Origin of the sequence: Methylocapsa sp. D3K7 (assembly GCF_029855125.1) — a bacterium.
GTDB lineage: Bacteria > Pseudomonadota > Alphaproteobacteria > Rhizobiales > Beijerinckiaceae > Methylocapsa.
The window spans coordinates 1,720,261-1,747,151 of sequence record NZ_CP123229.1 but is presented as its reverse complement, the minus strand read 5'-3'; the positions used below and the strand labels follow the sequence as shown (position 1 = coordinate 1,747,151).

The 26,891-nt window shown below is 58.7% G+C and carries 23 protein-coding genes; 14 read left to right on the top strand and 9 right to left on the bottom strand.

Annotated elements, in window-relative coordinates; genetic code table 11:
- Positions 1 to 8 precede the first annotated feature (8 nt).
- Together shc and QEV83_RS07960 are read left to right on the top strand one after the other, a co-directional pair.
- Complete coding sequence (gene shc, locus QEV83_RS07965; protein ID WP_280130999.1) at positions 9 to 1,916, top strand: squalene--hopene cyclase; 1,908 nt, start codon at positions 9 to 11, stop codon at positions 1,914 to 1,916.
- A complete protein-coding gene (locus tag QEV83_RS07960; RefSeq protein WP_280130668.1) occupies positions 1,913 to 2,647 on the top strand; it encodes a phosphorylase in 735 nt (244 codons plus the stop codon). The genes shc and QEV83_RS07960 overlap by 4 nt, the downstream gene beginning before the upstream one ends.
- On the opposite strand, the gene hpnH is transcribed toward QEV83_RS07960, so the two are convergent.
- Both hpnH and ispH read right to left on the bottom strand, forming a co-directional pair.
- A complete protein-coding gene (gene hpnH / locus QEV83_RS07955) occupies positions 2,537 to 3,685 on the bottom strand; it encodes an adenosyl-hopene transferase HpnH (RefSeq protein WP_280130667.1) in 1,149 nt (382 codons plus the stop codon). The two genes, QEV83_RS07960 and hpnH, sit on opposite strands and share 111 nt — an antisense overlap.
- 55 nt (positions 3,686 to 3,740) lie before the next feature.
- Positions 3,741 to 4,664, bottom strand: coding sequence for a 4-hydroxy-3-methylbut-2-enyl diphosphate reductase (gene ispH, locus QEV83_RS07950; RefSeq protein ID WP_280130666.1), 924 nt, complete (start codon positions 4,662 to 4,664; stop codon positions 3,741 to 3,743).
- A gap of 385 nt (positions 4,665 to 5,049) precedes the next feature.
- On the opposite strand from ispH, the gene QEV83_RS07945 reads away from it, so the two are divergent.
- From QEV83_RS07945 to QEV83_RS07935, 3 genes are all read left to right on the top strand, one after another.
- The gene (locus QEV83_RS07945; RefSeq protein WP_280130665.1) at positions 5,050 to 7,713 is read left to right on the top strand and encodes an MMPL family transporter; all 2,664 of its coding nucleotides are present in this window, start codon (positions 5,050 to 5,052) and stop codon (positions 7,711 to 7,713) included.
- Between the two features lie 607 nt (positions 7,714 to 8,320).
- Positions 8,321 to 8,740, top strand: a complete 420-nt coding sequence (locus QEV83_RS07940; RefSeq protein WP_348273267.1) for a DUF1778 domain-containing protein — start codon at positions 8,321 to 8,323, stop codon at positions 8,738 to 8,740.
- The gene (locus tag QEV83_RS07935; protein WP_280130664.1) at positions 8,733 to 9,254 is read left to right on the top strand and encodes a GNAT family N-acetyltransferase; all 522 of its coding nucleotides are present in this window, start codon (positions 8,733 to 8,735) and stop codon (positions 9,252 to 9,254) included. The genes QEV83_RS07940 and QEV83_RS07935 overlap by 8 nt, the downstream gene beginning before the upstream one ends.
- 153 nt (positions 9,255 to 9,407) lie before the next feature.
- Here the strand turns inward: QEV83_RS07935 and QEV83_RS07930 are convergent, their stop codons facing one another.
- From QEV83_RS07930 to hemA, 3 genes are all read right to left on the bottom strand, one after another.
- Entirely contained in the window at positions 9,408 to 10,031 is a 624-nt protein-coding gene (locus QEV83_RS07930; protein WP_280130663.1) for a hypothetical protein, read from the bottom strand.
- A 381-nt stretch (positions 10,032 to 10,412) separates the two neighbouring features.
- Positions 10,413 to 12,518 (bottom strand): NAD-dependent DNA ligase LigA, encoded by a 2,106-nt coding sequence (ligA, locus tag QEV83_RS07925; RefSeq protein WP_280130662.1) that lies wholly within the window; start codon positions 12,516 to 12,518, stop codon positions 10,413 to 10,415.
- Positions 12,519 to 12,589: 71 nt separating this feature from the next.
- Complete coding sequence (hemA, locus tag QEV83_RS07920) at positions 12,590 to 13,882, bottom strand: 5-aminolevulinate synthase (RefSeq protein ID WP_280130661.1); 1,293 nt, start codon at positions 13,880 to 13,882, stop codon at positions 12,590 to 12,592.
- Positions 13,883 to 14,117: 235 nt separating this feature from the next.
- On the opposite strand from hemA, the gene QEV83_RS07915 reads away from it, so the two are divergent.
- Positions 14,118 to 15,125 carry an NAD-dependent epimerase/dehydratase family protein gene (locus QEV83_RS07915; RefSeq protein WP_280130660.1) on the top strand — a complete coding sequence of 336 codons (1,008 nt, stop codon included), beginning with the start codon at positions 14,118 to 14,120 and terminating at the stop codon, positions 15,123 to 15,125.
- A gap of 57 nt (positions 15,126 to 15,182) precedes the next feature.
- On the opposite strand, the gene QEV83_RS07910 is transcribed toward QEV83_RS07915, so the two are convergent.
- A complete protein-coding gene (locus QEV83_RS07910) occupies positions 15,183 to 15,752 on the bottom strand; it encodes a hypothetical protein (protein WP_280130659.1) in 570 nt (189 codons plus the stop codon).
- A 483-nt stretch (positions 15,753 to 16,235) separates the two neighbouring features.
- Positions 16,236 to 16,580: a hypothetical protein gene (locus tag QEV83_RS07905; RefSeq protein ID WP_280130658.1), complete on the bottom strand. Its 345-nt coding sequence runs from the start codon at positions 16,578 to 16,580 to the stop codon at positions 16,236 to 16,238.
- A 659-nt stretch (positions 16,581 to 17,239) separates the two neighbouring features.
- Here QEV83_RS07905 and QEV83_RS07900 point away from each other — a divergent pair.
- The 5 genes from QEV83_RS07900 to poxB all read left to right on the top strand — a co-directional run bounded on the left by QEV83_RS07900 (position 17,240) and on the right by poxB (position 22,855).
- Complete coding sequence (locus tag QEV83_RS07900; RefSeq protein ID WP_280130657.1) at positions 17,240 to 18,031, top strand: hypothetical protein; 792 nt, start codon at positions 17,240 to 17,242, stop codon at positions 18,029 to 18,031.
- A 103-nt stretch (positions 18,032 to 18,134) separates the two neighbouring features.
- Positions 18,135 to 18,923 carry a DUF2189 domain-containing protein gene (locus QEV83_RS07895; RefSeq protein ID WP_280130656.1) on the top strand — a complete coding sequence of 263 codons (789 nt, stop codon included), beginning with the start codon at positions 18,135 to 18,137 and terminating at the stop codon, positions 18,921 to 18,923.
- Positions 18,924 to 19,199: 276 nt separating this feature from the next.
- Entirely contained in the window at positions 19,200 to 20,444 is a 1,245-nt protein-coding gene (locus QEV83_RS07890) for an oxalate decarboxylase family bicupin (protein ID WP_280130655.1), read from the top strand.
- Between the two features lie 42 nt (positions 20,445 to 20,486).
- Complete coding sequence (locus tag QEV83_RS07885; protein WP_280130654.1) at positions 20,487 to 20,999, top strand: DNA starvation/stationary phase protection protein; 513 nt, start codon at positions 20,487 to 20,489, stop codon at positions 20,997 to 20,999.
- Between the two features lie 128 nt (positions 21,000 to 21,127).
- Positions 21,128 to 22,855, top strand: a complete 1,728-nt coding sequence (gene poxB, locus QEV83_RS07880; RefSeq protein WP_280130653.1) for a ubiquinone-dependent pyruvate dehydrogenase — start codon at positions 21,128 to 21,130, stop codon at positions 22,853 to 22,855.
- A gap of 10 nt (positions 22,856 to 22,865) precedes the next feature.
- Here poxB and QEV83_RS07875 read toward each other — a convergent pair whose 3' ends face one another.
- Positions 22,866 to 23,204, bottom strand: a complete 339-nt coding sequence (locus QEV83_RS07875) for a hypothetical protein (RefSeq protein WP_280130652.1) — start codon at positions 23,202 to 23,204, stop codon at positions 22,866 to 22,868.
- A gap of 170 nt (positions 23,205 to 23,374) precedes the next feature.
- Here QEV83_RS07875 and QEV83_RS07870 point away from each other — a divergent pair, with 170 nt between their 5' ends.
- Together QEV83_RS07870 and QEV83_RS07865 are read left to right on the top strand one after the other, a co-directional pair.
- On the top strand, positions 23,375 to 24,154 hold the full coding sequence (locus QEV83_RS07870) for a DUF4239 domain-containing protein (protein ID WP_280130651.1): 780 nt from the start codon (positions 23,375 to 23,377) through the stop codon (positions 24,152 to 24,154).
- A 54-nt stretch (positions 24,155 to 24,208) separates the two neighbouring features.
- Entirely contained in the window at positions 24,209 to 25,222 is a 1,014-nt protein-coding gene (locus QEV83_RS07865; protein ID WP_280130650.1) for a M43 family zinc metalloprotease, read from the top strand.
- A gap of 47 nt (positions 25,223 to 25,269) precedes the next feature.
- Here the strand turns inward: QEV83_RS07865 and QEV83_RS07860 are convergent, their stop codons facing one another.
- Positions 25,270 to 26,010: a DUF72 domain-containing protein gene (locus QEV83_RS07860; protein WP_280130649.1), complete on the bottom strand. Its 741-nt coding sequence runs from the start codon at positions 26,008 to 26,010 to the stop codon at positions 25,270 to 25,272.
- A gap of 136 nt (positions 26,011 to 26,146) precedes the next feature.
- Here QEV83_RS07860 and QEV83_RS07855 point away from each other — a divergent pair, with 136 nt between their 5' ends.
- On the top strand, positions 26,147 to 26,800 hold the full coding sequence (locus QEV83_RS07855; protein ID WP_280130648.1) for a hypothetical protein: 654 nt from the start codon (positions 26,147 to 26,149) through the stop codon (positions 26,798 to 26,800).
- The last annotated feature ends 91 nt before the right edge of the window (positions 26,801 to 26,891 follow it).

Sequence of the window (26,891 nt, the reverse complement as noted above, 5' to 3'; positions counted from 1 at the left end):
TCGCCCGCATCGACGCGGCGGTCTCGCGCGCGAGGCAAGCGCTGTTGGATGTCCAGCGCCCCGATGGGCATTTTGTCTTCGAATTGGAAGCCGATGTCACGATCCCGGCCGAATATATTCTGTTCCGGCATTTTCTCGGACAGCCAGCCGATGCCTTGCTCGAAGCCAAGATCGCCGCCTTTATCCGGCGCAAGCAAGCAGCGCACGATGGCTGGCCGCTGTTCACCGATGGCCCCTTCAACCTCAGCAGTTCCGTCAAGGCCTATTTCGCGCTGAAAGCTGTGGGCAATAGCCCGGACGCGGATCACATGCGGCGTGCCCGCACGGCGATCCTCGCGCATGGCGGCGCAGCGAACGCCAATGTGTTCACCCGCGCGCTGCTTGCCCTCTTCGGCGTGCTGCCTTGGCGCGGCGTGCCCGTCATGCCGGTCGAGATTTTGCTCTTGCCGCGCTGGTTCCCCTTTCATATGACCAAGGTCTCCTATTGGAGCCGCACGGTCATCATGCCCCTCGTGGTCGTGAACGCGCTCAAGCCGCGCGCACGAAATCCGCGCAACGTCACCATCGAGGAACTCTTCGTCGAACCCCCGGATAGGGTGCGCCACTGGCCTGGCGGCCCGCAGCAAAAATTTCCCTGGACGCAGATCTTTGGCGCGCTCGACAACTTGCTGCGCTGGGCCGAGCCTTACTTTCCCAAAAGCTTGCGCAAGCGGGCGATCGATCAAGCAGTTGCCTTCGTCGAGGAACACTTGAATGGTGAGGATGGGCTTGGCGCGATTTACCCGGCCATGGCCTATTCGGCGATGATGTTCGACGCACTTGGCTATCCGAGGGACGACCCAAGGATGGTCCAAATTCTGAACGCGATCGATAAACTTCTCGTGATCCACGAGAACGAAGCCTATTGCCAGCCCTGCGTCTCGCCGGTGTGGGATACGGCGCTTGCGTCGCACGCCTTAATGGAGGCCGGCGGCGACCCTGCTGAGAGGTCTGTTCATGCCGGTCTTGCCTGGCTCGAACCCTTGCAAATCACCGATGTCGTGGGGGATTGGGCCGTGCAAAAGCCGCGGGTCCGGCCGGGCGGCTGGGCGTTCCAATATGCCAATCCGCACTACCCCGATGTCGACGATACCGCTGTCGTCGCGATGGCGATGGATCGCGCCGGCTCTTTGAAATACGCAACCGCAATTGCGCGGGCGCGCGAGTGGATCGAAGGCCTGCAGAGCGCCAACGGCGGCTGGGGCGCTTTCGATGCTGACAATGACTATGATTATTTGAACTATATCCCCTTCGCTGATCACGGAGCCTTGCTCGATCCGCCGACGGCGGATGTAACAGCCCGCTGTCTGTCCATGCTGGGCCAGCTTGGGGAGGTTCCAGCCCGCAATTCCGCTGTCGCGCGCGGCCTCGATTATCTCTTGCGGACTCAGGAAAAGGACGGCAGCTGGTTTGGCCGCTGGGGAATGAATTATATCTATGGAACTTGGTCGGTGCTTTGCGCGTTTCATGTGCTGCGGCGCGATCTGCGCAGTGCAGACATCCAGAAAGCGATTGCTTGGTTGAAACGCATCCAAAACAAGGATGGCGGCTGGGGCGAAGGCGGCGAGAGTTACGATCTGGACTATACGGGCTACAGGCCGGCACCCAGCACGCCGTCGCAGACGGCATGGGCCTTGCTTGCGTTGATGGCCGCGGGTCAGGTCGAAGACGATGCGGTCACTTTGGGGGCGCGCTATCTTGCGGCGACCCAGGCGGAGGACGGATTTTGGAAGGAAGAGCGTTTTACCGCGACGGGTTTTCCCCGGGTGTTTTATCTACGCTATCATGGTTACGCGAAATATTTCCCGCTGTGGGCGATGGCGCGCTACCGCAATCTCAAAACCGGCAACCGTCCTCCAGTGCTGGCGGGCATGTGACGCCCTTTCCAATCATCGCCGTTACTGGCCTCAAAACGGAAGCCAGGATCGTCGCCGGGCCGCGAATCCGCGCCATCGCAGGCGGCGGCGACGCCGCGGGGCTTGAAGCCGCTTTGCACGCGGCCGTCGCGAAGAAAGCATCCGCGATTATCAGTTTTGGCGTCGCTGGCGGATTGGCTCCTGGGCTCGCTCCCGGAGCGAGACTTATCGCTCGCACAGTCATTTCGGAAGACGGCACCAGCTATGATTGCGATCTGGGCTGGTCGAAGCGGCTATCCTGCGCATTCGGCGGCGCGACGGTCGCCGGGATCGCCGGGGTCGATTCTCCCGTGGCGGGACATGAAGAAAAGCATGCCCTGTATCTTAAGACGGGTGCCCATGCCGCCGATATGGAATCGCATATTGCGGCGCGTGTCGCCGCTTTCCACAAGCTGCCCTTCGCGGCATTCCGGGTGGTGGCCGATCCCGCGCACCGGCGGTTGCCACATGCGGCCTTGGTGGCGCTGAAAACGGACGGCTCGCTCGCGCTCGGCGCGATCGCCGCGTCGCTATTGCGGGACCCTGGCCAGATCCCGCTGTTGCTGCGGACCGCCCGCGATGCGCAAGCGGCCTTCCTCTCTCTACTCCGCAGCCGAAAGCTGATCGCCGGAACCCTCGGCTTCAGCGATTTCCGCGAGTTTTTGCTCGACGTGCCGGCTGAAGACGTACTCGGCGGGACGCTGCAAGTGTAGCGGAATGTCCGGAGCCATTTGACCGCTGGTGCGAATGCCGCCTAAGGCGACGCCAAGCGCCCGCAGGGGATGGTTGAACGCATCTTCCACGGCCGTCGCCTCGAAGCCGCAATGGACCATGCAGTCGGCGCATTTTTCATATTTGCCGGTGCCATAGGAGTCCCAATTGGTCTCCTCCATCAGCTGCTTGAAACTAGTCGCATAGCCTTCCCCGAGCAAGTAACATGGCCGCTGCCAGCCAAACACCGTGCGGGTTGGATTGCCCCAAGGCGTGCATTGATAAGTGCGGTTTCCGGCGAGAAAGTCGAGGAACAGCTTCGATTGGAAAAAAGGCCACGCCTTGCCGCGGTTGCCCAGCGAGAAAATTTGCCGGAACAGGGTTTTGGTCTTCTCGCGATTGAGGAAATGCTGCTGGTCGGGCGCCCGTTCATAGGCGTAGCCCGGCGACACCGTGATCCCCTCGATCCCCAACGCGGCCACTTTGTCGAAGAAGGCGGCAACCCGTGAAGGGTCGGCATTGTTGAAGAGCGTGCAGTTGATGGTGACCCGGAAACCGCACTCCTTGGCGCGCTTCAAGGCATCGAGGGCGCGGTCATAGACGCCTGCCTGGCAGACCGACAGGTCGTGCATATCCGCATCGCCGTCGAGATGGATGGACCAGTTAAAGTAGCGGTTCGGTGTGTAGCGGTCGAGGTTTTTGACCAAAAGCAAGGCATTGGTGCAGACGGTCACGAATTTGCGTCTCGCAATGGCCCCCTTCACGATCTCGGGAAGTTCCTTGTGCAGCAAGGGCTCGCCGCCCGCGATCACGACGACCGGCGCGCCACATTCATCGATTGCCGCGAGGCAATCGGCGGCCGGCAGACGCTGATTGAGGATCTTGTCTGGGTAATCGATCTTGCCGCATCCCGCGCAAGCGAGATTGCAGCGGAACAAGGGTTCGAGCATCAGGACGAGCGGAAAGCGCTTGCGTCCCGCCAGGCGCTGGCGGACGACATAGGCGCCGATCTGAGCCATTTGCAGAATCGGTATTCCCAATGCGTGCTCCTTTATGTCCGTTTTGCCGTAGGGTGCCATTCGGCAAGCGGCGAGTTTAGCTGTTGAGTTCGGGCGGCAGCTTGAATTCTATATCTTCCGCGATGCCAGGCAAGATTGTCAATTCGACCGGGCCGAGCCGGCGCAGCGCATCCAGCACGCCATCGACAAGAACTTCCGGTGCGGAGGCGCCAGCGGTCAGGCCGATGATTTTCGCCTCGCGCAACACGTCATAATTAAGTTCGCTCTCGTCGGCGATGAGATAGGACGGGATATTCGCTTCAGTCCCGATTTCGCGCAACCGTGTCGAATTCGAGCTATTTTGAGCGCCGACCACGATCAGAATATCGACGAGCTTGGTCAACTCGCGAACCGCGGCTTGCCGGTTTTGGGTGGCGTAACAGATGTCTTTTGTCTCCGGTCCGGCAATGTCGGTGAAACGGCGCTTCAACGCGGCAATAATAAATTTGGTTTCATCGACGCTCAACGTCGTTTGCGAGACATAGGCAATTGCAGCGTCTTGCGGAAGATCAAGATGCTCCACGTCGTCTTCCGATTGAACTAAGTGGATCGGACCGGGAATCCGTCCCATCGTCGCTTCGACTTCCGGATGGCCCGCGTGGCCGATCAAGACGATCGATCTGCCTTGTTGCACATAGCGCTCACCTTGGCTATGAACTTTCGAAACGAGCGGGCAGGTGGCGTCGAGGACCGGCAGTCCAAGCTCAGCCGCTTCCGTCTCGACGGAGCGGGCAACCCCATGGGCACTAAAGATCGTGCGTGCTCCAGCGGGAATCTCGTCCAGGCGTTCGACAAACCGGGCGCCCTTCGCCTTGAGGGTCTCGACAACATAACGATTGTGGACAATCTCATGGCGCACATAGACAGGTGGCCCATATTTTTCGAGCGCCCGTTCGACGATTTCAATCGCCCGGACGACACCGGCACAAAATCCGCGCGGTTGCGCTAGAATGACCTTCATGAAATTTGCCTGGCGCCGGAACGAATATACCTTTAAAAGCAGAACCTTGGTAGAACCTTTGGAGAAAGCGCGCCTGCTGCGTCAGGCGCGAGGCGAACCGGTACTCATAGGTGTTTCGCAGACCGCGGCCAACAGCAAAGCCAACCCAACTTGCGAATGCCCCGCCACCTCTTCAGAACGGTTTCTCGCGGGGTTAAAGTTCCCTCGAAAAGCCGTAGTGATGTAGTAGATCATTATTCTTAATAAACTGGATCGACGTTTGCGGGGCGTCACAGATGCCCCTCACTGAATGCGAGCGATCTCTGTCGATCACGTGATCCCGCGCGATCAAGAGACGCTCTGGCGGAGCCACGACTGGCTTCTTTTCGATTGGCGATCGTAGAGCATGGCAACAACCACAAAGATATCTAAGCTAAATACATCTACCAAATCAATAGTTTCCGATCCAATTGCACGATTCGTTGTAGCGATCGTATCGGTCTGCAGCCATTTTCCCTGGACCGTGCTTGGCTTGGCGACTCTTGTGACCATTGCCGCAGGTTATTATACGGCGACTCATTTTGCGATAAACACGAACACAAATGATTTTATTTCGGCAAAATTGCCATGGCGGCAAAACCTTATAGCATTGGATAAGGCATTTCCCCAACGGGTCGATCAAATCGTCGTCGTCGTCGATGGCGCCACTCCCGAGCTTGCCGAAGCGGCGGCGCAATCGCTGACCAACAGATTGAAGCGCTCCGATCTTTACAAGTCTGTGATTCGTCCCGAAGGCGGCGCTTATTTCAATCAAGCCGCCCTGCTGTTTCCGCCGGTTGACGAGGTCAAGCGTACGATGCAGGGCCTTTCCCAGGCCCGCCCCTTTTTAATGGCGCTCGCCTCCGATCCGAGTTTGCGCGGCATCGTCAAGGCTGTCTCCTTCATCAATCAGGGGGTCCATTCGAAAGCCGGAACCCTCGACGATTACGACCGCCCTATGGCGCTGGTCGGCGGTGCCTTCGAGAGTGTGCTTGCCGGCCGCCCGGTGTTCTTTTCGTGGCGCGGCTTGGTGTCCGAGCAGCCACCGGATTCGCGCGAATTGCGGCGCTTCATCGAGATCAAACCGGTGCTCGATTACTCGGCCTTGATGCCCGGGGAAAAGGCTTCCGATTACATTCGCGAGACCGCGCGCCAGCTTGGGATTACCCCGAAGGACGGTGTGACAATTAGACTGACCGGCCTTGTGCCAATGGCCGATGAGGAGTTCGGGACGATTGAGGATGGCGCAGGGCTCAACGCCTTGGGGACCGCCTTGATTGTCCTTTTTATCATTTCATGGGCCTTGAAGTCGGGCCGGATCGTGCTGTCCGTTGCCGTGAGCGTCGTCGTTGGACTTGCCGCGACGGCCGCCGTCGGCCTCATGATGGTGGGGGCGCTCAATTTGATATCGGTCGCCTTTGCTGTGCTGTTCGTCGGCATTGGCGTCGATTTCGGGATTCAGTTCAGCGTCCGTTACCGCGCCGAACGCTTTAAGGAGCCACATTTCGAAAAAGCTTTGGTACAAGCTGCGGCCAAGTCCGGGCGGCCGCTGGCGCTTGCCGCGGCGGCCACCGCCGCCGGCTTCTACTCGTTTCTGCCGACCGATTATCGCGGCGTTTCCGAATTGGGGCTGATCGCCGGCACCGGCATGTTCATCGCCTTTTTCGCGGCGATCACGGTCTTGCCGGCCTTGCTGACGTTGCTGAAGCCGCCGCCCGAAGACGATGCCGTCGGCTATAAGTTTCTGGCGCCTGTCGATCGTTTCATGGCCAATCATCGCTATGCGATCGTCGGCGGCACATTGGCCGTGGCGCTGGCCGGGACACCTCTGCTCCGCTATCTTCATTTCGATTTCAATCCGCTGAACTTGCGCAGTTCCGAAGTTGAATCGGTGGCAACTCTGCTGGATTTGATGCGCGATCCGAACACCGGCACCAACACGATCGATGTCATGGCCCCGTCCCTGGCGCAGGCGCCGACGATCATGGCGCGACTCAAGCAGTTGCCGGAGGTCGCGCGGGTCACGGACCTCGAAAGCTTCATCCCCGAGGACCAGGACGCAAAACTGGCGCTCATCGCACCGGTCGCGAAATCCTTGGGGCCGCTGATCGATCCCGCGCGCGAGAAGGAGCCGCCAACCGACGCGGACGATGTTGAAGCCATGCAGCGCGCCGCGGCGGCGTTTCTCGAAACCGCGGGGGAGCAGACCGGAAAAGGTGCCGACGATGCCCGCAAGCTGGCCTCGGCGCTGCAGAGGATGGCGGCCGCGCCGCCCGCGGTCCGCGAAGCGGCGCGCAAGGCCTTGATTCCAAGCCTGGATACGATGCTCGATTTGTTGCGGGCGTCGCTGACGGCTCACAAGATCACCGTCGCGTCGATTCCGCCGGATCTGGCGGCCAATTGGGTGAGTGCCGATGGCCGCGCCCGTATCGAGGTTGCGCCATCAGGCAACGCCAACGACAATGCGACGCTACTCAAATTCGCTGCGGCGGTGCGCTCGATCGACCCCAACGCGATGGGCGAGCCCATCGCCGTTCAGGAATCGGGCGATACGGTGGTCAAGGCATTCATCGAGGCGGGGCTTTGGGCGCTGATTTCGATCAGCATCCTTCTCTTCATCGTGCTGCGCAAAATCAGCGACGTGGCGTTGACCTTGGTGCCGTTGCTGCTGGCAGGCGTCGTCACGCTCGAAATCACGGTCCTGATCGGCTTGCCGTTGAATTTTGCCAATATCATCGCGCTGCCGCTTCTTCTCGGTCTCGGGGTGGCCTTCAAGATCTATTTCGTGATGGCATGGCGGGCCGGGACCACCAATCTTCTGCAATCGAGCCTCACCCGCGCGGTGTTTTTCAGCGCGCTGACCACCGCGACGGCGTTCGGCAGTCTTTGGATGTCGAAGCATCCCGGCACATCCAGCATGGGCAAACTTTTGGCGTTGTCGCTCGTCTGCACTTTGGCGGCGGCGATTTTGTTCCAGCCCGCGCTGATGGGGCCGCCGAGGAAGGTCAATCCAACGGGCGAGGATGCTTAAAGCGGCTGCCCTTTAAGGGCTCTCTTTTGCTGCATACTCAAACAAAGTGGTTTTGGGGCCAAACCCCATCACCAAGTCTTTGCTCGCATAGGCCGGAACGCTGGTGCTGTTGCACCCGGAGCGATTTTTTTGACAGAGCTGCAATTTGATGGATCTGCTGCATTTGTTGGTGACCGCGACGACGTAGCTGAAGATGTCTTTGTTGGAAAGAAGCCCCTGGCTCGTTGCGCTGTACTCAAGGCAAGGTTTGTTAAAAGCGGTTGTGTGAACGTCCCCGATGCGAGCGACATCGGGCCGGGGCGCGCCCGGGGCTGACCGGGGTAGCGCGCTTTCGGCGGGTGCGTAGCTATCTTCCGCGCGTATTCGGGTTGTGCTTGTTGCCAACACGGCCAAACACACCGGCAAAAAAAGTGTCGCGGCTGCTCTCATATCCTTGCTCCCCGCGCGCCCAGCACAAACCCACAAACCGAACCTTTTGCCGCGCGCCCCGGATCGTACCAAAGTGTTTCACGTGAAACGATTTGGTACGATTGGCGGTTAAAATCTCGCACCACAAAGGACAGTGGCCGCGCTTCGCACTTGTAGGATCGATCCGGCTTTATGTACAATGTCAAGGAATCGGCGCTGCCGCCGCGATGGCCAGCCCGTTCCTGGACGGGCACAGCCAACATGTACGATGCGCGAACTGATTGAGGAGTGTGTTGACAAACGCAACACATACGCCAATATTCATATTATGAAAGAGCAATCGACACTCGCCGAGGTCAATATTCATCTTCGCGCCCGCCCGCAGGATAAGAAACTCATTGATCAAGCAGCGGAGCTTGTCGGCGCGAACCGTTCGCAATTCATGTTGGCCTCGGCTTTGAAAGAAGCCAAAAACATTCTTCTCGATCAATCGACTATCCATGCCGACGCGAAAGCCTTCAAAAAAATCATGGATTGGATGGATGCCACGGCAACTCCCGTCGAAACCACCGGCATGAAGCGCATCCTTCAATCCAAAGCGCCTTGGCAGAGTGACTGAGGCACCGGCGCTGTTTGATGCGCCTATCCTTTTGACGGAAGCGCACGACAGCTCGACCTTCGATTCAGGGGAACCCGTTCTCGACGATTGGCTGCGCCGCCGCGCATGGGACAATCTCCTCATGGCGGCGAGCCGGACTTACGTTGTCTGTCCAAAAGGCTCGAAGAGGATCGTTGGCTATTTTGCCCTCAGCATGGGGCAAATCCTTGCGCAAGAGGCCACTGGCTCCATGCGGCGCAACATGCCCAAACATATTCCAGCTATATTGCTTGGGCGTCTGGCGATTGACCGCGCATGGCAAGGCAAGGGATTGGGACGCGCGCTCATCGCCGATGCCGTCCGGCGTTCGCAGCGCGCCTCAAGCGAAGTTTCGGCGCGGCTAGTGATCGTTCACGCGATCTCACCGGCGGCCGAAGCCTTCTATCTTCACCACGGGTTTACCCGCCTGCCGGTCGAGACCCCGACGCTCGCGCTCGACCTCGTGAAATTCCAAGAGCTCGCCAAGCAGGGGTAGGCCAAGATCTCCGAGACGTCGCCGGTGTAAGCTTGGCTCGCCGATTCGAGGCTGTTACATGAGCCGCTGCTGGTTTGTCTCGTCGCTTACCAGTTTTTAACGCTACCCTGTAGTAAACGAAGCCATGTTATGTGGCGAGAACTGAGAAGAATATTAGTGTTGGGCTGAGGGATGAAGTTCCGTCAATACCGCTGCGTACTCCATTTTTATATGCGGTAACAGCGGTGCAAGAGCTTGGTTTGCATTCTTGATCCAATACTCCCAAGGCGAGACTGTGGATTGGTAGCCCGTTGAGAAGGAAATGAAAGGGTAAATGCCAGTCTGATATTTCACGTGACGCGCACAGGGTATGTTTTCACTGAGGAAGATGATGAACGTGTCCAGCTCAAGCAAATCCGCCGTTGTCATGGATTGCGATGCGTCAGGATTGTCTGGGTAGCGTGTTTCGTAATGGTTCATAAATTTTTCAGCGAGTGGTGCAAATCCGGCCAGTTGCAGATGAGGAAAGCACTCCCCAACGCTCGCCAAGAGCTTAGGAAGCGAATGGCTCAACTTTCTCACAGGGCATTTGGGGTTTTTAAAGAGGAGATAACCCTTGAGAAATTTTTCAATGGCCTGCGCGCCCAGCACATGTCCTGCAAACAGGCCATTCAGCAACAAACATCGTGCCGCCGCGTAATCTTGTGCTGCTACGCGCAGCAATCGCGTAGCGCTATTGTGCTCCTCGCAGAATTGCGAGAGCGCCTGATAGGTAGAAGAGGGCGGAGTTTCGTCCATAGATTTGCCTTGGGTTAGCTCACTCAGTGAAGCAGCTTGAGGCTGGCTACAAGTTTTGGAAATCTAGGGCCGCTCCGGCCACACGACCCCATTCATCGGACGGCTGACCCGAGCGTATCTGAACTTTGAAGTCAAGGACGCGCCAGAGGCGCGCGGCCTCCGGCCGTCCATGATCCTTGAGTTCAAAGTTCAGATACGCTTTTCTGCCGCCGTGCGATGAATGAATTTTTCCGCGCATGACGCTGCCCCAGATGCCTTGCTGTGATTTGGCGCCCTCGTGCTTCGAGATGGCGCCTTCGTGGCTCTTTATCCTTCGAGACGCAGGCTTCGCCTGCTCCTCAGGATGAGGGCGGGATTTCGAAACAGGCTTTAAGATTCGCTTCAATCCCCTTGCCCCGCCAGCTTCAGCCAATCCTCTTCGCTGATCGTCTCGATGCCGAGTTCGGCGGCTTTGGCAAGTTTTGAACCCGCGCCGGGGCCGGCGACGACGAGGTCGGTTTTTTTCGACACCGATGCCGCGACTTTTGCGCCGAGACGTTCGGCCATCGCTTTGGCTTCGTCGCGCGTCATGCGTTCAAGCGAGCCGGTGAAAACGATGGTCTTGCCGGCGACCGGGCTTGATGAGGTGACGGCTTCCATCGGCACTGGCGTCACCTGTTGGAGCAAGGCGTCGAGCACCTCTTCATTGTGGTTCTCGACGAAAAAATCCGCGACGGCTTCAGCAACGACCTCGCCGATCCCTTCGATATTGTTGATCTCCGCGCGGGCCTCGGAACCGTCTGTTGCGGCGCGAGCCGTCTCGCGCAGCGCCTCAAACAACTCAAAGTGGCGCGCGAGCCGCCGCGCGTTGGTCTCGCCGACATGTCTGATCCCGAGCGCAAAAATAAAGCGGTTGAGCGGAAGCGTGCGGCGCGCTTCGACCGCGTTGAACAGATTGTTCACCGACAGCTCACCAAAGCCTTCGCGTTCCCTGAGATTGATCATCCCCCGCCGTTCTCGCTCTGGCAGCGTGAAAATATCTGGCGCCGTTTTGATCAGCCCATCGTTGAAAAATTGCTCGATCAGCTTTTCGCCGAGACCCTCGATATCAAAGGCATTGCGCGAGGCGAAATGTTTCAGGCGTTCAACCGCCTGCGCCGGGCAGATCAGTGCACCGGTGCAGCGGCGCACCGCTTCCGGCTCGCCTGTCTTAGAGTCGATCTCGCGCACCGCCGCCGATCCGCAGACGGGACATTTGTCGGGAAAGACATAGGGCTTTGAGTCCTTTGGGCGCTTGTCGAGAATGGGTCCAAGAATTTGCGGAATGACATCGCCCGCGCGCTGGACCGTCACCGCGTCGCCGATGCGAATATCCTTGCGGATGATCTCGTCCTCATTGTGGAGAGTTGCGTTGGAGACGACGACTCCGCCGACGGTCACGGGGTCGAGCTTGGCGAGCGGTGTCAAGGCGCCGGTGCGCCCAACATTGATTTCTATCGCGCGGAGAACCGTCGTGGCTCTTTCGGCGGGAAACTTATGCGCGGTGGCCCAGCGCGGCGCCCGCGACACGAAGCCAAGCCGGTTTTGCAAGGCAAGATCATCGACCTTATAGACGACGCCATCGATGTCGTAACCGAGCGAAGCCCGCTGCTGTTCGATGGCACGGTACTGAGCGATGAGCTCATCCGCTGTCTGGCAAAGCACCATGAGCGGATTGACGGGCAGCCCGTAGCTTTTGAACGCTGCGATCATGCCCATTTGTGTCGAAGCGGGCAGGGCGCTCACCTCACCCCAGGCATAAGCAAAAAAATGCAGGGGTCTTGATGCGGTGATTGCAGGATCAAGCTGGCGCAGCGACCCAGCCGCCGAATTCCGTGGATTGGCGAAAGGGGTCTTGCCCGCGTCTTTCTGGCGCGCGTTCAAGGCGACGAAATCGGCGTGGGTCATATAGACCTCGCCGCGCACTTCGAGAATATCGGGCGGATGGCCTTTGAGGTGATGCGGAATTTCGCCGATGGTGCGGACATTGGCGGTGACGTCCTCGCCTTCGTAGCCATCCCCGCGGGTTGCCGCCTGGACAAGAGCGCCGCGCTCAAAACGCAGCGAGCAGGAAAGCCCGTCGATCTTCGGTTCGGCCGTGATGGCGAGCCGTGCGTTTTCGCCGAGCCCAAGAAAGCGGCGAACGCGGGCAGCGAATTCCGCCACCTCTTCCTCGGCGAAAATATTGCCAAGCGAGAGCATCGGCACGCGGTGGCGCACTTTTGCGAATTTTTCCGATGGCGCTGTGCCGACTTTTTGGGTGAGCGACTCCGGTGTCGTGAGCCCTGGGAAGGCGGCCTCCAACGCCTCGTAGCGCTGGCGCAGCGCGTCATACTCGGCGTCGGAAACACTTGGTGCGTCGTCTGTGTAATAGCGCCGGTCATGTGTGGCGATCTCTTCGCCCAGCCGTGCGTGTTCGCGGCGCGCCTGCGCTGCGCTGAGGCTCTCGATGGGGGCCGGTTGTTTCATGCGAACGAAATTAGCACGCGCCGCAATAATGAGAAGCGGGACGTCTCACCCGATGCCAACCAAAGCGCAGCCTATTCGGCGGCGCGCTTGAATTCCGGGAAGGTGCAATGCGCATCGCTCTCGCGCTTGAAGGCGAGAATCTTGGCCGGCTCGACAAAAGGCAGCCCTAATGTTTGCCAGACATCGGCCATGCATTCCACGAGCTGCGCGATATGCGCATCCGTATGCAGCGGGCTTGGCGTGATCCGCAAACGCTCTTCGCCCTTGGCGACCGTCGGGTAATTGATCGGTTGGATATAGATCGCGTGGCGATCGAGCAGCATGTCGGTGGCGCGTTTGCAGAGTTCAGCGTCGCCGACGAAAACCGGCACGATGTGGGACGGGTTCGGCATGACTGGCAAACCCGCCGCGCTCAACGCATGTTTGGTCAGCATGGCCTGGCGCTGGTGCTGGGTGCGAATCTCCCGGCCGTGATCCTGCTTCAAAAGGCGCACGGCGGTCGTCGCGGCACTCGCGATTGCGGGCGGCAGAGCGGTGGTGAAAATGAAGGCTGGCGCATGCGAACGCACGGCATCGACGATCGGCGCCTTTGCGGCGATATAGCCGCCGAGCGTGCCAAATCCCTTGGCGAGCGTGCCCTCGATAACGTCGATCTGGTCCATGACGCCTTCGCGCTCGGCGATGCCGCCGCCGCGCGGGCCATAGAGCCCCACCGCATGCACCTCGTCCATATAGGTCATGGCGTTGTAGCGGCGGGCAAGATCGGCGATCGCGGCAACCGGGGCGATATCGCCATGCATTGAATAGAGGCTTTCGAAGACGATCAGCTTGGCGCGCTCGCGTCCCGCCGCGCGCAAGAGTTCTTCGATATGGGCGAGATCGTTGTGGCGGAAAATCTGCCGCTGCGCCTTGGAGCGGCGGATGCCTTCGATCATCGAATTGTGATTGAGCTCATCGGAGAGAATGAGGCAATCGGGCAAAAGATCGCCGATGGTCGAAATCGCCGCGAGATTGGAAATCCAGCCCGAGGTAAAAACGAGCGCCGACTCTTTGCCGTGGAGATCGGCCAGTTCGGATTCGAGTTCGACAAGCGGATGATTGGTGCCGGAAATGTTGCGGGTGCCGCCAGCTCCGGCACCGTGCCGTGCCGCCGCCGTTGTCATCGCCTCGATCACCTGCGGGTGACGGCCCATGCAGAGATAGTCGTTGGAGCACCAAATGACGACTTCCTCGATGCGGTCTGGGCCGTGCCAAAGGGCGCGCGGAAACACCTTGGCGTCGCGCTCGAGGTCGGCGAAGACCCGGTAGCGGCGTTCCCCTTTCAACTTTGAAATCGCGTCATCGAAGAAGCGCGAATAGGGCATATTGAACGGTCTCCCGATACTCCGGTCGCGGCGTGATTATAAAAAGGCCGGATGGTTTTATTGTCTCTTATACATTAGGCGAACGCCAGAAATGGCGGCGGGGCGCCCCTCAAAATTCGTGCGGACCGGACCTTTATGGTAATTCCTTAGACCCTTCTTGCACAAGGCTTTAATTAGGTTCTTGAGGCAGGTCAAACCCCCATCCCGGGGAGTGCTTTCAACTTTGGAATCAAACATGCGTGTTCTGGTCACCGGCAGCGCCGGTTTCATCGGGTTCCACATGGCCCGCCGTCTTCTCGACGAGGGTCATGATGTTGTAGGCATCGATGGGTTTACGGCCTATTACGATCGCAACCTGAAGTTGCGGCGGCACGGGATTTTGCAAGAACGGCCAGGATTTTGCGGCCATGAGGCGATGCTCGAGGATTTCGCCGCACTGCAAAAAATTTATGGCGGCGGTTTCGATGTCATCTATCATTTCGCCGCGCAGGCAGGGGTGCGATACAGTCTCGACAACCCGCGCGCCTATGTCGATGCCAACCTCAACGGAACCTTTAATCTTCTGGAACTGATGCGCCATGCGCCACCTTCGCACGCGCTCATGGCATCGACATCCTCCGTTTATGGGGCCAATGCGAAGATTCCGTTTCACGAAACCGACCGCGCCGACCACCCGCTGACGCTCTACGCGGCGACGAAAAAGGCGAATGAGGAGATGGCGCATGCCTATAGCCATCTCTTCAAAGTTCCGGTCACGATGATGCGATTTTTTACAGTGTACGGCCCCTGGGGCCGCCCCGACATGGCGCTTTTCAAATTTTGCTCGGCACTGTTCGACGGCCGCCCCATCGATATTTACAATCACGGGAAAATGACCCGGGATTTCACCTATATCGACGATCTCGTCGAGGCGATGTTCCGGCTCGCCAGCCATCCGCCGGAGCCGGTGGATGGGAGAGCGCCGCCTCCAGCGGGAGACAGCCTTTCGCCGGTGGCCGCCTGGCGGATCATCAATATCGGCAATGAATCGCCTGTCGGCCTCATGGATTTTGTCGCCGCCATCGAGGCGGCCACCGGCTTGAAAGCCGAGCGCAATTTCATGGAGATGCAGCAAGGCGACGTTCCAGCCACTTTTGCCGACACGGCGCTGCTTTCACGGCTGACCGGCTTCCGGCCTAAGACACCGCTCACCGAGGGCGTTCGCCGGTTTGTCGCTTGGTACCGCGATTATTTTGGCGTTTGAAAAAGCGTGGCCGGGGTTGAGCCCGGCCACGGTTGAGTTCGCGTCAGAGATCCAGGATTACGGCGCCACGGTGCCTCGCGCGCGTCCACCAGAAACTTTACAGCTGCATCCATTGCCGACGAAGGACTCGCGATACAACTCGCAAGATTTAACCGGCGTCGAACACATTCTTCCCATCTGGCCCGTCGCGACGCTGCGGCCCGTCACCGAGGGAGCCGTGGCTTCGAAGGCTGCCAATACTGACACAGGCGCGGTGAGAGCCGCGATCGGTGCGGTCACCACCGAAAACGGATTGGCGGACTCATTCCAGTACCCATAGGGATTGGCGTAAGGGTACCCATAGGGCGCTGTGTCCGGATATCCATACCCATAGGCGGCCGCGTAGGGATAACCGTAGCCAGAGGCGAATGGCGGGTTGCCATACACACGATCCGCCGGATTTCCTCTGTCAATATAGCGCTGACCGTTCACCCAGTTAACCTGCGTGTCCGCGGGCATGCTCTGCTGGTCCATGGGCGGGGTCATGATTCCGCGCTCCGCGGGCGTCGGCACTTGGGCCCACGCAGGCGCCGCGAGGCTCACTGCCGCGACCGCGGCCGCCGCCAAAAACGCTGCCATGCGATTCATTCGACTCTCCATCGATCGGTTTTCCTGTCTGCGCCCAGCTGGCGCGAGTAGAGGCCCTGTGAAGCCCCTTAAAGGGGCGCGAAACATCGCTTGGTCTGTATCGTTCCATCAATTGGGGCGGAGCTTGGACTTGGTAAAGAACTGCTCCCGCGGTGATTTATCACAAAAATGGCCGGGATAATCCCGGCCATGATCGCTCAGCTATTAAGCCAGCCACTCAAGGGGAAACGGTCCCCCTCGCGCGTCCGCCCGGCACCCGGCACGAGCACCCGTTCCCAAGGAAAGACGCGCGCGTGAGTTCACATGTTTTCACAGATGTGGTGCAAAAATTGCCCCATTGCCCGGTCGCCACGCTGCGGCCTGTCACGAGCGGCGCTGCATAAGTTGGAGCGGCATAGGAATAATCATAAGAAGGGTAACCATACCCATAGTCGTAAGGGTATCCGTAATCCCAGGCGCTCAGGCCGTAGCCCAATCCAAGCCCTAACCCAGCGTAGGCTGGCCACCAGCCGTTGTTCCAGCCCCAGCCATTATTCCAGCCACGATTCCATCCCCAGCGGTTCCAGCGGCCGCCGCGCCAGCCGCCGCGATTCCAGCCGGCCTGATTCCAGCCGCCGCGATTCCAGCCGCCACGATTCCAACCGCCGCCATTCCAGCCACGGCCCCAGCCACCCATTGCGACACCTCGGCCGAACCCGCCGCCATGCCAGCCACGGCCCCAGCCACCCATTGCGACACCTCGGCCGAACCCGCCGCCATGCCAGCCACCAAAACCACCACCACGGAAGCCGCCGCCACCAAATCCGCCGCCATGGAAACCGCCGCCATGGAAACCGCCAAATCCGCCGCCTCCGCGGAATGCCTCGGCGGGGCCACTCGCCAACAGAGCCAAGCCAAGCGCAGCTGTCGCCATTCCTATACCCGCGCGTTTCATCACTTTCTCCCTAGCTACCTCGGCACCCAGAGCGGGATATCCGCTTTGGCTCGATCACGGCACAAGCCCAATCACCTGTGAATCTAACATTATGGTTGTGCTGTCTCGCTCGATATACAAGGTCTGGTTGAACAGATTGCTGAATTATTTCCGTAAATCACCATCCATAGGCATAGCCTGGATAACCATAGTAGCCGCAGCTATAAGGATACCCGTAACTATAGCCGTAACCATAGCCGCAGGAGGCGACCGTTCCGCTTTCTCCTCAGGACGGTGCCCAACGCCCAAGCAACTTGGGCTGGGACAAAATGTTCCATCATATCTTTGCGCGAAGGATGTTTTCCGATCAAACGCCGCCAAAAAGAGACTACCGCACGAGGGTTCCTTGTGAGTCTGCGCTTCAAACAGCTGCCAAGCGATGACTCATGCAGGTTTCACGCAGGGTTTGTTCTTTAAGACGGACCCCGCCTCGCGCCATCCGCGGCTGGGGCCGTGAGACGCGACCGCCTGCGCCTTCGTATCTTTTGCGCCTCAAGACAGCCCAAGGACAGGCATGACCGAATCCAACCGCCGGCCAATGGTCTTCATCGCCACGCCTTGTTTCGGAGGACTTGTTTCGCAACACTATATGCAGTCGGTGATCAGCCTCATCCAATTGGCTTCGCGCGCCAATTTCGACGCGGCGCTTGCCCTGCTGGGGCATGATTCGCTGATCACCCGCAGCCGCAACACACTGGTCAGCCAATTTTTAAACACGCCAGAGGCGACGCATCTTTTGTTCATCGACGCCGACATCGGGTTCGACGCGGAGCAAGTCCATGCGATGCTTGCCTTCGACCACGAATTCGTGGCTGGGATCTATCCCTTGAAAGTCATCGACTGGAGCAATCCGGCGATCAAGCGAGCCGCGACCGCGAAGGAGCCATTCCAAACCGCGCCGCTGCTCTATGTCGGCACGCTCTGCACTGGCAATGAGCGGGAACACGAGGGAAGGTTTGCCACCGCCGTCTACTGTGGCGGCGGTTTCATGCTGCTCAAGCGGCAGGTGATCGAACGCATGATCGCGGCCTACCCCGAAAGCCGCTACAAAAGCGTGCATGCGTTTTCAAACGCCAAGGCGGCCGAAAGCTACGCACTTTTCGATTGCATGATCGACAAGGAAACCGGCGCCTATGTCAGCGAGGACTTTGGTTTTTGTCAAAAGTGGCGAGACCTTGGCGGCAAGATCTGGCTCGACACGGAAGGGAAGCTGACCCATGTTGGCGTCTACAATTTTCAGGGCGATCCTGGTCCGCGATTTACAGTTCAGAATTGTCTCGACCGGCCGCTGGTCCTGAGCGTATAGTTGTCAAAACATAAAATCGCGGTCCTGCGTGACTGGCGTTGCGTTTGGCGCACCTCGAAGCCTCGTGACCGCATCCGGTCAAGCCGGTCAAGGAGGAACGACTATGTCGAATTCCCATACGCTTTTTCGCCCGGACGTCCTGGACGGTCCCAAGGTCCGCAAGATTGGTCTGGCGGACCTTAAGCAAGCCTTGGTTGAAGGGCTTGCCGATTTCTCGGCGATGCCGTCGCATCTCGTTTTCCTCGGTCTCATTTATCCCGTTGCCGGCATTTGGCTCATGATCGGCAATCCTCTGCCTTTGCTCTTCCCGCTTCTCTCGGGTTTCGCGCTCATTGGGCCTTTCGCGGCGATCGGTCTTTATGAGGTCAGCCGCCGCCGGGAACTCGGTCTCGACGCGTCCTGGAAAGACGCCTTCGGCGTGGTGCGGTCGCACGCGATGTTTCCAATCCTTTCTCTCGGATTGCTATTGCTGGTGATCTTCGCCTGCTGGGAATATTCGGCGCTTGCGCTGTACAGGTCGCTCTTCGGCACCACCTGGCCGCAATCCTTCACCCAATTCTTCGGTCAGATCTTTGGCACCACAGAGGGTTGGAAATTGATTGGATTTGGCACCGCGATCGGCTTTGTCTTCGCTGTACTCGCCCTGAGCGTGAGTGTGGTTTCCTTCCCCATGCTTCTCGACCGCGAGGTTGACGTTCCGGTTGCCATTTATACATCTGTCAAGGCCGTGCTGGTGAACCCGATGATCATGGCGCTGTGGGGACTGATCGTTGCCGTCTCCCTGGCCCTTGGCTTTCTTTTGGTTTTCGCGGGCCTCGCCGTTGTGGTTCCCGTGCTCGCGCATTCGACCTGGCATCTGTACCGGAAGGTTGTGGAACCGGCGCCACGCTGAAAGGCGACGTTCGCATGCGGGCGGCCGCCGCTTCCCACCCCTTGACCGGCGGCATAGACGTGGCAGCCGCGCTTCAAAAAAATTGTGAATACGTCATGCGCAAAGGCATCATGCGCAAAGGCATATTGCCTTCGCCGGGCGTAAAAATGTGCCATCCCGCGAGGCGTCACATTTGCGAGACCATCGCGTGTTGAATCGTGCGTAGTTCTTGTCGAATCCCAAAAATTACCGGCGCCCCTCTCATCATTGACCACTCCATCGCAGGAGCAATTTCATATGATTTCAAGACGCAAAATATTGACCGCGGCGGCGGCTGGTTCCGTGGCCTCCACGGCGGTGCGGGCGGCCTCCTTCGGCAATCCGGATGAGCCGCCACAAGGCGTCATCAACACCAAAGGAAATCCGGCAAGTCTCACTGATCCAGGTCCGCAAAATCCGGCGATCGGCGGCCAGTTTCCGTCGGCGCAGTTTCCGCCGCCGACCGACGTTAGCGACATGCCGCACTTTTGGGCCTCGTTCAACAATGCCGCCAAGCGCGTCCAGGACGGCGGCTGGGCCCGTCAGGTGACGCAGGCCGATTTCGCGATCGCAGAAACCATCTCCGGCGTCGACATGCGTCTCACGGCGGGAGGCATCCGGGAATTGCACTGGCACTTGGCCGCCGAATGGGGATATATGTCCTACGGCAACTGCAGGATCACGATCCTCGATGAAATGGGGCGGGCGCAAGTCGCCGATGTGAAAGAAGGCGACCTTTGGTACTTTCCGGCGGGCCTGCCGCACTCGCTGCAAGGGCTTGGGCCGGATGGCTGCGAGTTCCTCTTGTGTTTCGACGATGGGAAAGCCACTGAGTACAACACCATCCTGCTCACGGATTGGTTTGCCCATACGCCGCCCGACATATTGGCCGAGAATTTCGGCGTTCCGGCGGAAACCTTCGCCAAGATTCCTCTCCACCAGCTTTACATTTTTCAAGGTAAGCTGCCCGGCGCCCTCGCCGCCGATCAAGCGTCGGTGAAGAGTGCATTGGGATTGCCGCCGCATCCATTTACCTTCTCGCTTGGATCGAGCGCGCCGGTAAAGCATACGAAGGGCGGCGAGGTGCGAATCGCCGACAGCAACAATTTCAACGTCTCCAAGACAATCGCCGCCGCGCTCGTGACGTTGCATTCGGGCGGCCTTCGCGAAATGCATTGGCATCACAATGCCGACGAATGGCAGTATTGGATCAAGGGCAAGGGGCGGATGACCGTGTTCGACTCCGGGCCGCGCGCCGTTACAATGGATTTCAATCCAGGTGATATTGGTTATGTCAAACGCAGCAATGGGCACTATATTAAGAACACCGGAGATACGGATTTGCAGTTCCTCGAAGTGTTCAGAAGTTCCTATTACGCGGATGTGTCTCTGTCCGACTGGCTGACGCATACGCCGCCTGAGCTGGTTGCCCAGCATCTTAATGTGGACGCGGCGACGATTGCAAAATTCCCAAACAACAAGCCGGCTGTCATGCCGGAGTGATGCATCGGTAGTGGATGGCATGCTAAAAAGGAGATACGAAGGATGAATAAGACTGATGTCAAGGCGCGGCAGGCGGCCGCGCTCAGTACACCGACGGATTTGAAATCGAACGCGACGCGGGATATTTCGGCTGCGCTGACGGCCTTGCTGGCGGACATTTTTGCCTTGTACATCAAGACAAAAAACTTTCACTGGCATATGTCGGGTCCGCATTTTCGCGACTATCATCTCTTGCTCGACGAGCAAAGCGACCAGATTTTTGCGACAACAGACGCCATCGCCGAACGAGTCCGCAAGATTGGCGGCAAGACCCTTCATTCGATTGGCGAGATCGCAAGGTTGCAGCGCATCCTCGACAATGATGCCGACTACGTCACGCCGCCCGACATGCTGGCCGAACTACGGGAGGACAACAAGCAGCTCACGGCAAGCCTGCGCGAGGTTCATGCGCTCTGCGACGAGCATGGCGACGTTGCCAGCGCCAGCCTGATCGAGGTCTGGATCGACGAAGCCGAGCGGCGCACCTGGTTCCTGTTCGAGACCGGCCGCGCGTGACGCCTGCCATAGACCAATTCAACGTCCATCACAGATGGAAGGCTCCGTGCAACGCGGAGCCTTCGCCATGCTGATCGGGCCGTTACACACCACTGCGCTCCTTCGCGCGGGGCGGATAGGATGGACGAATGGCCAACGGAACCATCGCAGACTTGATGGCCGTCACACTTGCGGATGCTGGTGTGAAGCGGATCTGGGGTGTCACTGGCGATAGCCTCAACGGCCTCAATGACAGCCTTCGCCGGCTTGGCCGGATCGATTGGATGCACGTACGGCATGAAGAAGTGGCAGCCTTCGCGGCCGGCGGCGAGGCCGCCGCGAGCGGCGATCTCGCGGTGTGCGCCGGCAGTTGCGGGCCAGGCAATCTCCACCTCATCAATGGTCTGTTCGACTGCCATCGCAGCCATCTGCCCGTCCTCGCGATCGCCGCGCATATTCCTTCATCCGAGATTGGACTTGGCTATTTTCAGGAGACCCACCCGCAGGAACTGTTCCGCGAGTGCAGCCACTATGTCGAACTCGTTTCCAACCCAAACCATTTCCCGCGCATTTTGGAGACCGCGATCCGCACCGCGATTGGCAAGAAGGGCGTCGCCGTCATTGTGTTGCCCGGCGATGTCGCGCTGATGCAGGCACCCGACGGCGCGGTGATTCGCTCTCTTGAGTCCCTATCGCCGGTCGTGGCTCCGGCGGCGGCCGATATCGACAGGCTCGTCGAAATACTCGAAGGTTTGGACACAATCTCGCTTCTTTGCGGTAGCGGATGTGCTGGCGCGCATGACGAGGTCGTCGCGCTCGCCGATGCTCTTGCAGCTCCGGTTGTCCATGCGCTGCGCGGCAAGGAATATCTCGAGTGGGACAATCCTTTCGATGTCGGAATGACCGGCTTTATCGGCTTTTCGTCCGGTTACCACGCCATGCTCAACTGCGACACGCTGGTGATGCTTGGAACGGATTTTCCCTATCGCAATTTCTATCCGGTGAACGCGAAGATCATTCAGATCGACCTCCATCCCGAAGCTCTCGGCCGGCGGACGCCGGTTGACCTCGGGCTCACCGGCGATGTCAAGGCGACGATTGCGGCGGTTCTCCCGCGCGTGCGGCGCAAGGAAGACCGGCGCTTCCTCGATGACGCCAAGAAGCACTACGTCACGGCTCGCGCCAGTCTCGACGATCTTGCGATACCGAAGCCGGGCGACACCCGCGTCCATGCCCAATATCTGACGCGCATCATAAGCACGCTTGCGAACGACGACGCCATTTTCACCGCTGATGTCGGTACGCCGACCGTTTGGGCGGCGCGGTATCTGACCATGAACGGCAAGCGGCGGCTGATTGGCTCGTTCAACCACGGCTCAATGGCCAACGCCATGCCGCAGGCGATCGGCGCGCAAGCCGCCTGTCCTGGCCGGCAGGTGATCTCCCTTTCGGGCGATGGCGGCTTTACGATGCTCATGGGGGACGTGCTGACGCTCACCCAACTGAAACTTCCCGTGAAAATTATTGTCTACAACAACGGGTCGCTCGGCTTCGTGGCCATGGAGATGAAAGCCGCCGGTTATCTCGACAGCGGGACCAATCTCGAAAATCCGAATTTTGCCGCCATGGCGGAAGCGATCTGCATCCGCGGAATCAGGGTGGAGACACCGGAGAGCCTTGAAGCCGCGGTCAGGGACGCACTTGCGCATGATGGGCCGGTGCTTCTCGATGTGGTGACGGCGAAGCAGGAGCTCGTCATGCCACCAAAGATTCATCTCGAACAGGCCAAGGGTTTTAGCCTCTACATGCTGAAGGCGATCATCAACGGCAGGGGTGACGAGGTAATCGAATTGGCGCAAACAAATCTCCGGCGCTAAGTGCCAGGGTCTATTGAAAATAGATGAGCTTCGCGTCGGTGAGGGCCCTCGTGCAGGCCGCCCGCTTGCCCTCCCGATCGAGTTTCTTGGCCCGCGCCAGCACCGCCTCAAATCCGGCCCAGGCACGCCGCTCCGCCTGCTTCACCGATTTGGGGGTTGGCTGATAGCTCAGTTGGGCGTCAATCGATTGGGGCAACCCCGGCCCGAGGTTATGGCTGGACTTCGACTCGCGCACAGCTTTATCAAATTGTTTGATCTTTGCCGTGCAAGGGCCGGCCTGCGCGGCAACTCCGAGACCCAGAACCGTGGCGGCAATCGTAATAAAAGATACGAGACTTTTGAAGCGCATGGCTGACTCCGCCGACGGACGAGCAATTGCTATTCGCTGCTGGACCGGGCGTCAATTGATCCACCGTGCGCCTTGCGGGGACTTTTTTCGCGTGCCAAGCTCAGGTTTAATTCGATCATGGGCGGTACGACGCGATTTCAGCCCGTCGCCCGAGCTACAAGGAAAAGAAAGTGTCAATCTGGCTGGCTGGTCTTCCGCTTTGGATCGCGACGATTTTGTTGGTGCTTCTTCCGACGGCCGCGGCCATGTGCGGCCCGGTGCTCATCCGCCGCCGGATCGGCCTTGAGCGCTTGGTCAGCAACAATGAGATCGCAGGCTTCAAATTCGCCACGGTGGGTGTTATCTTTGCGGTGCTGTTGGCCTTCGCCGTGATTGTTGTTTGGGAGAAATTCAGCGACGCGGAGACGGCTGTGATTCAGGAAGCGGGGGCCGCCGCGACGCTGTACCGGCTCGCTGCCGGACCCGAACCCGAAGCTGCGGCGACGCGGATAGCCCTTGGCAATTATCTCCGGCTCGCAATCGAACGAGACTGGCCCATGATGGAAATTGGAGAGGAAAGCCGCGAGACGACGCTGGCGCTCAATACGATCTACGCCACCACGATGCAACATACCCAGACGGGATCGAAGCATCCCGCGATTTTTGCTGAGATGTTGAGCCAGCTTGATTCGATTACGAAGGCGCGCCGCACCCGCCTGCATCTGGCCACCGGTGTCGTCCCTGGAATCTTATGGCTGACCCTCTATGTCGGCGCGGTATTGACCGTGGTGTTCACGTTCTTTTTCGGCACCAAGAATTTACCGGCCCAAGTCATGATGACAGGTATTCTGTCGCTCCTCGTATTCATGGGCCTGCTTGTCATTGTCTCGATCGACCATCCGTTCACAGGCTCAGTTCATGTGGGCAGCGAGCCGCTTCAAAGCGTCGTCGAGGATTTCGCAAAAGGCTGACGCTCACCGTCCCCCGTTGGGATTGCGTGCATCAAACCAAAGGATGATATTCTGATGAAAGATGGTCGTACCTGTGGTGCTTCTGACTACCGCACTAGGGTGTTGAAATCCAACCCAGCATATGAGCGTAAGCGTGCCGAAATTGAGCAACAAACATCGAGTTTTGTCGAAGCGGCGCGAAAGAAGCGCGATGTTGGGCTGATCGAGCCTTCGGTTGTGAAGATCATCTGGGTGGCCGTGCACATCCTCTACAACCGCCACGACCCAACATCGCTTATTACCGACGAACAAGTCCACAGCCAGATCGATGCACTTAACCGTGACTACCGCATGAAGAACGCAGATGTGCTTAAAACCCCATGGCCATATAAAGAACTGGCTAGTGACGCGTGTATCGAATTCCGGCTTGCCCCGATCAATCCCTGGGGTCATGCGACGAAGGGAATTACGTGCACTGAAACGAAATTAAAGCACTTTTGGGACAATAATGATATGAAACATGGCAGTCTCAATAAACCAGAAACCGGTGGCTGGGACGCCTGGGATACAACGCGATATCTGAACTTTTGGGTGTGCCCAAACATCCTCACAAAGGACAACGGTTGGTTTGGCTCCCCCAAGCAGGTTATGGGAGCCGGTACGTTTCCTGGTGAGCCGAATCCTGCGGACGATGGAGTGGCAATTATTCACACGGCGTTTGGCACCACGGGCACCGCGAAAGCCCCGTTCAATCTTGGACGGACTGCGGTCCACGAGGTCGGCCATTGGCTCAACCTCGAGCACCTTTGGGGCTCGTCGGAGACCGGGAGTGACGACTTCGTCGATGACACACCACCACAGAAGAATCCGAATTTTGGGAAGCCGGAAGGGTCGATACTCACTTACGACTCTGGACCTGGGGGTGAAATGTACATGAACTATATGGATTATGTACACGACGAGGCAATGTTCATGTTCACCGCGGGCCAAGTTCAGCGGATGCATGCAACGCTCGCGGGTCCACGCGCCGGAGTCGTTCACGAGACGACGTACAGAAACGTGCCGCCGGGCGGAGTGGTGGGAACTTGAATGTATTAATTTTTAGCGTCGTCGAGGATTTCGCGAAGGGTTGACGCTCATTTGACTTGCTTGATGAAGGCCTGCGCCGCCGCCGGGGCGCGGACCTTGGCTCCCGAGATGAAATAGACGAAGACATCACCGTCTTTTGCCAAGGCGCGGACATGTTTGGCCCAGCGGCCGAGCTCAACAGCGGCGTAGCCCGTTTCGATGTCTTCCTTGCCCCGCATCAGCCGCAAATAATTGAAGTCCGCCGTCGCCGCCTCGATCGCAGGAAAATTGTCGCCGTCGGCAAGGACAATGGCCACCGAATACCGGCGCGCCATGTCATAAAACTGCTCGCTCTTGAAACTGTCGTGACGCACTTCCAGCGCATGGCGAAGCGGCACGCCATCGGTCTCGCAAGGGAGTAATTTCAAGAATCCCTCAAAATCCTCCGGCTCGAATTTTTTGGTCGCCATGAACTGCCAATTGATCGGCCCCAGCCGGGTGCCCAAAGCGCTCATTCCCTGGCCGATAAATTTGGCAATCGACTCGCTGGCACCGGAAAGAATTTTGCGATTGGTGCAAAATCGCGAGGCCTTCACCGAGAAAACAAATCCTTCTGGCGTCTCATCGCGCCACTTGGCCCAGCTATCGGGTTTGAAGGTGGAGTAATAGGTGCCGTTGATCTCGATGGAGGTGAGGTGGGCGCTGGCATATTCCAACTCGCGCTTATGCGGCAGCCCGTCGGGGTAGAAGACCCCGCGCCATGGCTCATAGGTCCAGCCGCCGATTCCGGTGTAGATTGTGCCTCTCACGACGGTTCTCCATCCGCGAAAAACCAGCCGAAAGGATGAATTTCAGTGGCCTGTGAGGGATCCGATGACAAGAAAGAGAACACCAATAATGACCACCGCAAGACCCGCAAATCCCCCTCCCATCTGAGGCGGGGTTTTGGACGGGGCCACCGCTCGAAACACGGCGAATGCGACCCGGCCGAGAATCAGTGAAGCGCCAATTATCGTTGCGATGTTGCTGGGAACTGACATTGCTGTTTCCTCTCCGAGTCTCCGCCACGATGATTGTTTCGTTGCTTATTTTCTTTACGGAACACTTAGTAAGTCGAAGTACAGAAGGGCTAACACCTTGATTTTAGTGGTGGGCCGGGCAGATCTAGAAAAATCTAGTGAAAACAATGCGCTTCCGCAAGGTGCGGGCGAATTAAGCACTTCTGATAACAAAAGGCTATTTCCGGCGCCTCCCGCACCTCGTGGCGGCAAGGCTTCACGCGACAAGGGCAATCGCCTCGAACGGGCCATTGTCCGCCTATTGCAAGCACACAGCCTCGATGCTGAACGGGTGCCGTTGTCGGGCGCAGCCGGAGGTTCATACCTTGGCGACCTGACGGTCCCAGTTCTTGGCCGCGATATCTGCATTGAGGCAAAGGCCAGAGCCTCTGGATTCTCGCAACTCTACGCATGGCTAGAAAATCGCGACGTGCTGGTCGTCAAAGCAGACCGGCGCGACGCGCTTGTAATCCTGCCCTTGCGTCTCGCAGCTCAAATTGCCGCTGCGACTGTGCATGGAATGCCATCCCCCATCGACTGAATTAGCGGCGGCCGGTCCCCCGCTAAGAGCGCCTCCATGCCGTGCATCCAAGGCACGCGGCATGGAGGCTTTTACCCCAAGGAAAAGCGCG